The sequence below is a fragment of the Chryseobacterium viscerum genome, from assembly GCF_025949665.1.
Lineage (GTDB): Bacteria > Bacteroidota > Bacteroidia > Flavobacteriales > Weeksellaceae > Chryseobacterium > Chryseobacterium viscerum_A.
In genome coordinates this window covers 319,344-330,649 of the sequence record NZ_JAPDFT010000002.1, presented here as the reverse complement: position 1 = coordinate 330,649, position 11,306 = coordinate 319,344, and the positions used below count along the sequence as shown (strand labels likewise).

The following is an 11,306-nucleotide window of genomic DNA, read 5'->3' as shown; positions in this document are numbered from 1 at the left end:
CTTCTGTTTGTCTGTTTTTTCAGTCAGAGGAATGTCTTGAATTTAAAATAATAAATAATGCAGAATATAGTAGGAATAGATATTGGAGGGTCGCATATCACGCTGGCTCAGGTAGATCCGGAAAAACGTGAAATCATTTCATCAACCTATGTAAGAGAACATGTAGATGCTTTTGAAAATAAAGAAGTTATTTTCTCCGCATGGGTTTCGGCTATTCATAAAGCGGCTCATGATCTGGTAAAAGAAGATCTTTTAATTGGTATTGCAATGCCGGGACCTTTCGATTATAACAACGGAATATCACTGATGCAGCAGGGAAAATTTATTGATATCTATCAGGTAAATATTAAAGAAGAGCTGGCAAAAAGACTGGATATTTCCCAGAAGCAGATTCATTTTGTAAATGATGCCGCCGCCTTTATGGAGGGAGAAGTATTTGGAGGTTGTGCTCAGGGTTTCAACAGAATTTTTGGGGTGACTCTTGGAACAGGATTGGGAACAACTTTCTTCAACGGAGAGTTTGCTACGGATGAAGATTTATGGGATTCTCCTTTCAGGGACTCTATCTGTGAAGATTATCTGGCAACACGTTGGTTTGTGAACCGCTATAAAGAACTTACCGGAGAAGAAATTTCAGGAACTAAAGATTTGTTGGATAAACCAGCTGAAATGCAAACCAGAATATTTGATGAATATGCAGACTCTTTCTCAGAATTTATTGTCAGATATGTAGACCATTACAAACCGGAAGTTTTAGTTATAGGAGGGAATATTGCCAAGGCTTATCCTCATTTTGAGCAAAGATTTATTCAGAATTTAACAAAGAATAATATTAACTTGCAGGTTAAAATTTCGGCTATATTTGAAGATGCAGCCATTCTTGGAGCTGCCAGCTATGCATTAAAAAAGCTTATATAAATGAACAAACGAAAAGATACAATGAAGTTTATATTTTCTACTTGCTTACTGTTATTACAGGCCTGGGCTTTAGGTCAGAATGTATCTCCCGTAGACTACGTGAATCCTTTGATGGGAACTCAATCCAAACCTTCATTATCTAATGGAAATACTTATCCGGCAGTCGGACTTCCATGGGGAATGAATATCTGGACACCACAGACTGGTAAAATGGGCGATGGATGGGCATACACTTACGATGCAGATAAAATAAAAGGATTTAAACAGACTCATCAGCCATCTCCCTGGATGAACGATTATGGCGCATTTGCCATCATGCCGGGAGTAGGAAAAGTGAAGTTTAAAGAAGACGAGAGAGCAAGTTGGTTCAGCCATAAAGCTGAGGTTACGACACCTTATTTCTATAGTGTTTATCTGGCTGACATCAATGTGACCACAGAATTTACCCCTACGGAAAGAGCTTCTTATTTTAAATTCGATTTTCCAAAGACAGACAGTGCTTACGTAGTGGTTGATGCCCTGAACAAAGGCTCTTACATCAAAATTTTACCGAAGGAAAGAAAAATCCTGGGATATACAACCAGATATTCTACCGGGAAATACGAAAACTTTAAAAACTACTTTGTTATTCAATTTGATAAAGATTTTGAACTCACAAAAACCTGGAAAGATGATAAACTGGTTAATGATCAGTTAGAAATTACCAGTGATCACACCGGAGCTGTAGTAGGATTTAAACTTAAAAATAAAGAAACGGTTTATGCAAAAGTAGCCTCTTCATTCATCAGCTTTGAACAGGCAGAACTGAATCTTAAAAGAGAAATCGGAAACAGAAATTTTGAACAGGTAAAAACCGATGCTAAAAATATCTGGAACAAAACATTAGGGAAAATAGAGGTAAAAGGAGGAACCGATCAGCAGATGAGAACCTTTTATTCCTCTCTATACAGAACTTTATTCTTCCCGCAGAAATTATATGAAGTAGACGCTCAGAACAAAATAAAACACTGGAGTCCTTACAACGGCAAAATTGCAGACGGAAGAATGTTTGCAGGTACTGGATTTTGGGATACTTTCCGTGCTTTGTATCCTTTCCTGAACCTTGTTTACCCTAGTATCAATGTGGAAATGCAGGAAGGATTGGCCAATGCTTACAAAGAAGGCGGTTTCTTGCCGGAGTGGAGCAGCCCGGGATATTCTGATATTATGATTGGAAACAATTCTGCCTCCGTAGTAGCAGATGCTTACATCAAAGGACTTCGCGGATATGATACAGAAACTCTTTGGCAGGCAGTAAAACACGGAGCGAATAATGAAGGTCCTATAGAAGCTGTAGGCCGTGCAGGAGTAGAATATTACAATACATTAGGCTATGTACCTTACGATGTGAAAATCAATGAAAATGCAGCAAGAACATTGGAGTACGCTTATGATGATTTTTCAATCTATCAGTTAGGAAAAGCACTGGGAAAACCTGCTTCAGAGATTGATATTTATAAGAAAAGAGCTTATAATTACAAAAATGTATTTGATAAGGAAACAGGTTTGATGCGTGGTAAAAATAAAGATGGCAATTTCCAGAAACCTTTCAATCCTTTCAAATGGGGAGATGCATTTACGGAAGGAAACAGCTGGCATTACACGTGGTCGGTTTTCCAGGATATCGACGGTTTGGCAGAGCTGATGGGAGGAAAGAAGAAATTTGAAGCCAAATTAGATGAGGTATTTTCATTGCCGCCGGTTTTTGATGATAGCTATTACGGAGGAGTAATCCACGAAATCAGAGAAATGCAGATCATGAATATGGGTCAGTATGCCCACGGAAACCAGCCTATTCAGCACATGATTTATCTGTATAATTATGCAGGAGCTCCTTACAAAACCCAATATTGGGCGAGACAGGTGATGAATAAACTGTATCATGCAACACCAGACGGATATTGCGGGGATGAAGATAACGGACAGACTTCAGCCTGGTATATTTTCTCAGCTCTAGGATTTTATCCGGTAACGCCTGCAACGGATCAGTATGTATTAGGTGCACCTTTATTTAAAGAAGCTACCATTCATCTTGAAAATGGTAAGAAAATTGAAATAAAAGCTCCGGAAAACAATGCTGAAAATCTATATGTAAAATCACTGAATGTAAACCAGCAGCCTTATTCTAAAAACTGGCTTAGCCATAAAGAACTTGTGAAAGGAGCTGTTTTAGATTTTAAAATGGATAACAAGCCCAATAAAGAAAGAGGTTCACAGGAAAAAGATTTTCCTTATTCAATGTCAAAAGAAGAATCAAATAAATAATTTTAAAATTAAAAATATAGCTGTATGAGTACAGAAAAAAAAGAAATATTCGAGAGAGTAGAGAGCATGCTGCAGGGACAGGGTTTTAACATCGCAGCAAAAGATGATACAAGACCATGGGGAGGTTTCTTTGTAATTGATGAAACACAGGCTCAGGATTTTGCCAATCAGTATTTTGATGGGATTGATGTAGACAACCTGAGAATAGGAGGAAAGTTAAGCCCGAAAATTCTTATCGTTGCTCCGGAAGCAAGATTAAGCTGGCAGTACCACCACAGAAGAGCCGAAATCTGGCAGGTAGTGGAAGGAACTGTAGGAATCAAAAGAAGCAATACCGATGAAGAAGGAGAATTGGGAGAATATGGTCCAAAAGATCAGGTGAAACTTCAGCAGGGTGAAAGACACAGACTGATAGGTCTTGCAGGCTGGGGAATTGTAGCTGAAATCTGGCAGCACACCGATGCCTCCAATCCTTCAGACGAAGATGATATCGTAAGAGTACAGGATGATTTTGGAAGATAATCCAAAATAAGTAAATAGTAAAAATCCCGTTTTAGTAAGTCATAGGGCACTAAAACGGGATTTTTTATTGAAACGGAAATTGTAAACAGGTGTTTATTCTTCCCAGTTTCTTTCTATTTCTTCCAATGTTTTTCCTTTGGTTTCGGGAATCATTTTCCAGATAAAGAAGAAGGTAATGATAGCAACTGTCATATAAATCCAGAACGTATAGGCATTCCCTACAGTTCCGATAAGAACGGGAAAAGTTTGAGACACCAGAAATACGGCAAGCCAAAGAAAGAAAGTAGCTGCAGACATTGCCGTAGCACGGGCTTTTGTAGGGAAAATTTCAGCAATTACAACAAATGTCAAAGGCCCCAATGACATGGCAAAGCAGGCAATATAACCAAGGATTGCGATGAGCACCAGATATCCTTGCTGCTGAGCATAAAAAGCAAAACCTACAATAAACAGGCAGGCAGCCATCCCGGAGATTCCCAGCAGAAGAAGCTTTTTCCGGCCCCAGAGATCTACATATTTTATAGCCACGAAAGTGAAGATGAGGTTGATAACGCCTACAAGAATGGTCTGTATAAATGCAGAATCTGATCCTACACCTGTTGATTTGAAAATCTCAGGAGCATAATACATAATGGCATTGATTCCCGTAATCTGTGAAAATACAGCGAGTAAAATACCAATAATAAGGGCCCTTTTTAATTTCGGCTCTTTGATATCGGAAAAAGAAAATGGAGTTTCATCTTTCAGAGATTCATTAATAGACATCAGTTCCTCCTGAGCAGCTGTTGATCCATTTATTTGGGTAAGAATACCCAATGCTTCAGTATTCCTTTTCTGTTTTGCCAGCCAGCGAGGGCTTTCAGGTACGGTAAGCAGTAACAGGATAAAGATAATTGACGGAATCACTCCCGATCCGAACATCCAGCGCCATCCTGTAGAAATATTCCAGTTTTCATCATGAATACCTGCGATATAAGCATTCACGAAATAAATAACAAGAATACCTGTCACAATTCCCAGCTGAAAGATCGATATCAGACGCCCCCGAATAGCTGCAGGAGCCATTTCTGAAATATACATCGGAGAAAGCATTGAAGCAATCCCGATTCCCATGCCGCCAATAATCCGGAATATAACAAAAATCCAGAGGCTGGAAGCCAGGGCTGTTCCTACAGAAGAAATAGTGAATAACAGGGCAGAAAGCATTAATACTTTTTTCCTTCCCACCTGATCACTGAGTTTCCCGGAATACATTGCCCCGATGATACAGCCCAGTAAAGCACAGGAAGCTACCCAGCCAGTCATCACATCAGAAAGCTGGTAATAAATCTTCATAAAACCAATGGCTCCCGAGATCACAGCAGTATCATAGCCGAATAATAAACCACCTACAGAAGCTACCAGAGTTGATTTATAAATAATATTTGAAGAGGTGTTTGTTGACATACCGTTTATTTTAAAACCTTACCTGCAATCATTTCTGTACGGACACTGGCTTTTATCGTTACACATTCCTTACCTGCACTTTCGCCATGAGGCGTAATGGTATAAGCTCCCACGTGAGCAGGAACAATGAAGGTTTCAGCATAATGAATAATATAGGGCTCAAAGCGGTTGTCCGGACTCTCAATAATGACCTCACGGCCTTCTACCAGATTCAGTACATTCACAATACCTTCCGTGTGATGATGAACTTTTTGGGTAAACCAATGTCTTCGGGTTTCAATAAATGACCAGGCATCCAGTCCGGTACGTTCTTCACGCCATCCTTCTCCTTCAGAAACCTGTTCTGTGAGGTTCAGGATGTGCTTTTGGGTCCAAGAAGTGGTGCGGTCCCACTGTATTACATTTTTGCCGTGTTCAAGAGATATGGGGCGGGGCTTACCGTCCAGTCCCATTCTTCCCCAATCCCAGAGTTTAAAAGTAAAAATATAAGGGGTAGCACTTATTTCCAGTACTACAGAATTGGCTCCCGAGCAATGTACAGTGCCGGCTGGGATTGATACATGATCATGTTTGCGGACGGGCCATTTTTGGACATATTCTTCAGCATCAAAAGTGAGGTGATCATTTTGAGCTGCAGTAAGCGCTTTCATCATACGATCAGGATCCACATTTTCTTTCAGCCCAAGATATACAAAAGCATCATCTCCGGCATCCAACATATAATAGCTTTCATCCTGAGTATAAGACATTCCGAATTTTTCTTTGATGTATTCTTTCAATGGATGTACCTGTAAACTTAAGTTTCCTCCTTCCATGGTATCCAGAAAATCGAAACGAATAGGAAATTCATCCCCAAAACCTTCATAGACCTCTTTTCCAAGTAAAGCATCCGGCTGGAAAAATACAAGGTTAATGGATGGGGTTTCTACAATCTGATCTCCAAATCCTAATAACAGACTGTTTTCTTCCGGTACACAATCGAACCCCCAGGCAAAATTGGGTGCATTTCTGTCCAGATCACAGACTTCTTTCAGCCATTGGCCGCCCCATGGCCCCGGATCAAAGAAGGGAACTACTCTGAATGGCTGTTGTACTGTTTGCTGAAGAGCTTGAAACAAAGCCTCGGTACTTATCATTTTAGGTTGGTTAGGGATGGTTGTATCCAAAACAAAATGACAGGTATTCAGAATTCTTTTTTTATAACGGTCACATATGCGCCAGTCTACAAAATAAGCATGTTTGTATTGGTAAGAAAAAGCATCGGTATAATTGGTTCTGCCCAGATTGCATGCTGTGTTGTTTCGGAAACGCATCTGTATTTCCCATCGTGGCATATCGGCATACATGGTAATATCAGGCTGGCTGGTAAGCAAAGTTGCTCCAGGCCCTATAACTACTGTATAGTCTTTGGTTTTATCGATTTCTTGTTGAATTTCAAATACTTTTGAAGAATCAAAATAATCTTCCATTTGCAACTGTGTGATATAGCCAAACACAGGATCATCTGTAACATATTCCTGTACCATTGCGGCAATGTCGTCTTCAGATTTCATTGCTTCTGAAGTATCAATGATCCACTCGGGATTTAAGAATTCCTGCACAGAAGTAATGATCTCTTGGAGAAAAACTCCGGGATAACATTCAATGGCAATTATTTTAGGCGTATTTTTTTTAATTTCTCTGAAAATATTTTCCCAGCCTGTTACGCAGGTATGGTTTTGTATTTTAATGACAGGAAACTTATTGAAATTTGATTTCATTCGGGTTTTTTATTAATGATTAACAAGATGTGCAATTCCGAGCAAAGCTGCGGTACCGGAAAAGGCTCCTTCTGTAAGGTGTACCTTTCCCCACGGAGTCCAGGCATGAGTATCTATATATTGTTTGATGTAGGGAATAATCTGTGAACTGCTGCCCATAATTCCGCCCGTCAGTACAAGGACTTCCGGATCATAGGAATGGATAAGGTTAATGGCACATGCAGACCATGCCTGTAAACTTTGATCCCGCAGCTGTAAAGCGGTTATATCACCTTCTTCAGCAAGTCTGAAAACGAGTTCATAATCAATAGCAAGAGATTCAGACAGTTTACTTCCGATAAAATTTTTATGTGACCTTGCCATTGCCGGAAGATTCCAGGTTGAAGCTTCAGTTTCTACACAACCTTTATTTCCACAATTGCAGGAATCTCCTTTATAGTTGATTACAGAATGTCCACCCAATATGCCGGCTGTGAAATGCTTGCCCTTCAGCAATTGTCCTTCTATAATAGCAGCACTTCCAACTCCGGTTCCCAATGTCATCAAGACAACATTGTCATAGTTTTTTGCATTTCCATATTTCCATTCTCCCAATAATGCAGATCGGGCATCATTTTCTATAGTAAAAGGAAGATCAAATGTCTTTGAACACCATTTATTCAGGTCAATATCAGGAGCATCTCCGAATTTTTTATCAATAGAAAGAATTTTTTTCTGAATACTGTCCACAATACCCGGAGAAGCTATTCCCAGTCCTGCAATATCTGCGGTGGAAAGTCCAAGTTGATGTAACATATTTTCCACGGTTTCCTGTATGAAAGGAAGTCTCTGCCGGAGACCTTTACCGGAATGAGCATCAATGGATGCAGAAGATAAGACAGTATCACCTTGAATGATTCCTGTTTTAATTCTGGTTCCACCCATGTCTATAGCAATTACTGGCTTTGACATCTGCTGTTGTTTTAAATGTTTTAAAATAAAAAATTAAAGAGCTATTCTGATTTCTATTACATCCATTCCGGACAAACTAATCTTTTCGTCGGGAGACAATACTTTCCCGCTTTTAAGCTCAGTAATCTTTGATGGTTTAAGCTGTTCCCATAAGAAAGCAGCAGTCTGTTCTTTTTCAGAAGGGTTGTAAAGCCTGATGAGAAAACCCTTATCTTCCTGTGGGGTAACACTTGTCACTACGATATTATCATTATTCATGCGGAAAAGACTTTTCCCTGCAGGTGATTTTTCTTTGAGAGGAATAGCGATAAGAGGCTGTGTAAAAGCAGTTGCAGACTTTTCATTTTCTACAGCATCAAAAGCTTCATGCGGGCGGAGCGTATAATGATAATGCACCGGCCCTTCCTGATCTGCTTTATAATTGGTATGCCAGTAGTTGTTCATCGCATAGCTGAACCAGTGAGTCGTTCCCGGAGTTCCCTTATCTTTCCATTTTTTGTGGCTGTTATCAATAGTCATTCTTTCATCAATCATTTCTGCTGGTTCAATCAATGGGGTTTCCAGCATCATCCACTGCATTCCCTTTTGTGCGGAGGATGCATCTACCCAGCGGCGGCTGTACCAGTAATCCATATTGGAGCCGGGAAGCTGATCTGTAAGATATTTCATTGTTCCATAACCAGCATCTATGGTGATATTTTTAAAATCGGCATTGAAGGGAAAACCAAAATGAACAGATTCTTTTGTACGGACAGGTTTTTTATCTACAATATTTTCCAGCGCTACTTCATCACTTCCGGCCGTAAGCGTAATGATTCTTTCTAATTTTTTAGCTCCGGGAGCTTCTGATGTAATTGAAACCCTTGCGATCACAGGACCATTTTCCAGTACTTTTACCTTTACATCTGCATTTGATACAGCTTCTTTGGGATCAGATCCTGCTACATACCAATAGCTGTTCAATCCCTGATCATTGAAGCTTCCCGCATAATTTGTTGAATTGTTATCTGTAAAGCGGGTAATACTTCCTGTTTTAAGATCCCACGTCAAAGACACTTTTCCATTGGAAATCCCAGTGTTTGTAATTGTAAAAGAACTTGGTGTTGCTGCTTTATTTTTGATGACAGTATAGACTACAGATCCTAATGCAGGAATATCTTTAGCCAAGAAGGCCATGGTTCCGTTCTGCAATTTCTGAAGAGGAATTTTATTTCCGGAAATATCCTGTACAGCATTTCCCAAAACCGTTTCCGGAATTGTAACCATACCGCTTCTTGTCCATGATGAGGTGTTGAAAACGGCAATTGTTTTGGAAGAAGGATCAGTAAGAGGCTGCAACAGTTCTTTTTCTAACTTTTCCGCAAGAGAATTTCCATCAAGAGAAAACTGTCTTTTCACTTTCCACTGATCTGCCACGAACGGAAGATCCGGAGCTGTAATACTGTTGAATGCTCCCCATGTATGCTCATGAAAAAGAATAACATTTCTCCAGGCATCATAAAACTTTTGGTTATTATATTGAGCTGGGTTCAGCATGGCATAAAGTGTTGTAAGCTGCTGCAGCTTCAGGCTGCTGTTCCGGTTAATTCCCTCTTCTTTTGCGGTAGACATTGCACCGTCTTCCCAATAAGGGCTGATATCACCTTTTACTACAGGAATCTGATCACCATATTTTTTTTCAAATACCTCAAACATCTTTTCATTGGTGCTCAAAATGATTTTAGGTGAAGTATATTTTTTATTCCATTCATCTACAAATCTGGAAACGGAAGGATCTATTGGTCCATTATCTGCAACAATATTATAGCGCCATTGTACCATATCATAAGGATAATTGTTTTGGGTAAGATCATTCAGATACTCTGCAATTTTTTTCTGTCCGGTTTCAAATACAGCTCCAGGATGTACACCGTGCCATGAAGAATATCCTCTTCCTGCAGTCCAGAATAATATTTTTTCTTTTCCTGAGGGAGATTGCCACCATACAGGCTTATCACCCCAGTTTTTTACAAAATTTCCTACGCGGTCACCCAGATAAGGATTCGTTTTTCCTAAATAATTAGGTCCGCTGGAAAAATATTTTACTCCGGATGAAGTTAAGGCCGGAACTAATGCCCAGGCAAATCCCGGTACATCAGACATCATCGCACTGTTGATCTTTAAGTCAAATTCTTTTTCAAGTTTTTGGGCATATTCTGTATAATGGAAAAGTTCTTCCGGCTGGCTTAGTCCCGTCAAAATATTTCCGTACATGGCAGAAAGACCTATTCCTCCTTCTTTTACTGCTTTTACAAAAGATTTTTTATCCTCAGCATTGGCATTTTTCATAAAGTTTTCTACATCCCAAAGGGCTTCCACATTCCATTTGAAGCGGGCTTCTTCCGGAAGATTTTTGGTTTCTTCAACCATTTTGATGGCATCGTAGATATTCTGGGTATGAATCTTTTCTACCTCGGCCTGCAGATGAGAATATCCTACATCTGTATGAGAATGATGGATGAAATAGAGTGTACGGGGCACTACTTTTCCGGCTTCAATATTTTTTCGGAGAAGTTCTTTTTTTCCTGAGGTTACGACCAGTTGTACCTCACCTCCTTCAGACGATAATGTAACAGGAATATCGAATGTCTTGATTCCGTCCGGCATAGTGAAAGAATGATTGTTTTTACCATCTATTGTTGCCGTTATCTTCTGATCCGGACCAAAATGTAAAGTAGTAAGATTGATCAGGCGTTTTCCGTCTTTTAATATAAAGGGAGTAGAAGAAGCGTCTATTTTTTCCTCAAAAGTAAACTTATAAGTCATAAACCAATCCCGGCTGTTTTGAGCCTGGCCTACCAGCTTTAAACGAAGAGGTTTTCCTGGAGTTATTTTACTGATGGGAACCCGCAGATATGCAATCCCATAAGAATCTTTCAGACCGTCCATTTTAGTTTGATGGAATACAAAAGCAGTACTGTCAGCAGCTTTTGAAATCCAATCCGGACGTTGATTGGCAGGGTAGGTGCTGAGGGTTAATGCTTTCTGATCATTGATGTACAGATCAAAATTTCGGATTCCTCCGCTGGTTCCCGATGAATGTGAAACTAACCAGCTGAAATATACATAAGGGCCGGTATTTTTTTGTGGTGCAGGAGCTGTTTCCCATTCTATAGTTTTTGCACCATCCGTGGTACGGGTAAGTAGTGCACGGGTGGCATGATCCGGAAATGCAGAAAAATAATCGATGTTTTCACCCGTTATTTCACGGTTGTATCCGTTTATAGGCTGTATATTGCCAAAATAGGGCACTTTTTTCTGACCATATGCAATATTGCTTATCAGGAAAGATACAAGCAAAATAAAATACCTGTTATACATAAGCTTAGTTTTTATAATTATATGTTAGAATGTTTGAACATATTA

General features: G+C 39.6%; 7 protein-coding genes. 3 read left to right on the top strand and 4 right to left on the bottom strand.

The genetic code is table 11. From position 1 onward, the window contains the following. Positions 1-57 precede the first annotated feature (57 nt). The 3 genes from OL225_RS15620 to OL225_RS15610 are packed head-to-tail and all read left to right on the top strand — an operon-like array spanning position 58 to position 3,744. Entirely contained in the window at positions 58-918 is an 861-nt protein-coding gene (locus tag OL225_RS15620) for an ROK family protein (RefSeq protein WP_047376314.1), read from the top strand. A gap of 21 nt (positions 919-939) precedes the next feature. After that, positions 940-3,222, top strand: coding sequence for a GH92 family glycosyl hydrolase (locus OL225_RS15615; protein WP_264518996.1), 2,283 nt, complete (start codon positions 940-942; stop codon positions 3,220-3,222). 24 nt (positions 3,223-3,246) lie between these two features. Beyond that, complete coding sequence (locus tag OL225_RS15610; protein ID WP_047376315.1) at positions 3,247-3,744, top strand: phosphoheptose isomerase; 498 nt, start codon at positions 3,247-3,249, stop codon at positions 3,742-3,744. A gap of 93 nt (positions 3,745-3,837) precedes the next feature. On the opposite strand, the gene OL225_RS15605 is transcribed toward OL225_RS15610, so the two are convergent. The 4 genes from OL225_RS15605 to OL225_RS15590 are packed head-to-tail and all read right to left on the bottom strand — an operon-like array spanning position 3,838 to position 11,261. Continuing rightward, the gene (locus OL225_RS15605) at positions 3,838-5,190 is read right to left on the bottom strand and encodes a sugar porter family MFS transporter (RefSeq protein ID WP_264518862.1); all 1,353 of its coding nucleotides are present in this window, start codon (positions 5,188-5,190) and stop codon (positions 3,838-3,840) included. Positions 5,191-5,195: 5 nt separating this feature from the next. Further along, complete coding sequence (locus OL225_RS15600; RefSeq protein ID WP_264518861.1) at positions 5,196-6,950, bottom strand: class I mannose-6-phosphate isomerase; 1,755 nt, start codon at positions 6,948-6,950, stop codon at positions 5,196-5,198. A gap of 12 nt (positions 6,951-6,962) precedes the next feature. Then, positions 6,963-7,901 carry an ROK family protein gene (locus tag OL225_RS15595; RefSeq protein ID WP_264518860.1) on the bottom strand — a complete coding sequence of 313 codons (939 nt, stop codon included), beginning with the start codon at positions 7,899-7,901 and terminating at the stop codon, positions 6,963-6,965. Positions 7,902-7,934: 33 nt separating this feature from the next. Beyond that, positions 7,935-11,261 carry a glycoside hydrolase family 38 C-terminal domain-containing protein gene (locus tag OL225_RS15590; RefSeq protein WP_264518859.1) on the bottom strand — a complete coding sequence of 1,109 codons (3,327 nt, stop codon included), beginning with the start codon at positions 11,259-11,261 and terminating at the stop codon, positions 7,935-7,937. Positions 11,262-11,306 lie beyond the last annotated feature (45 nt).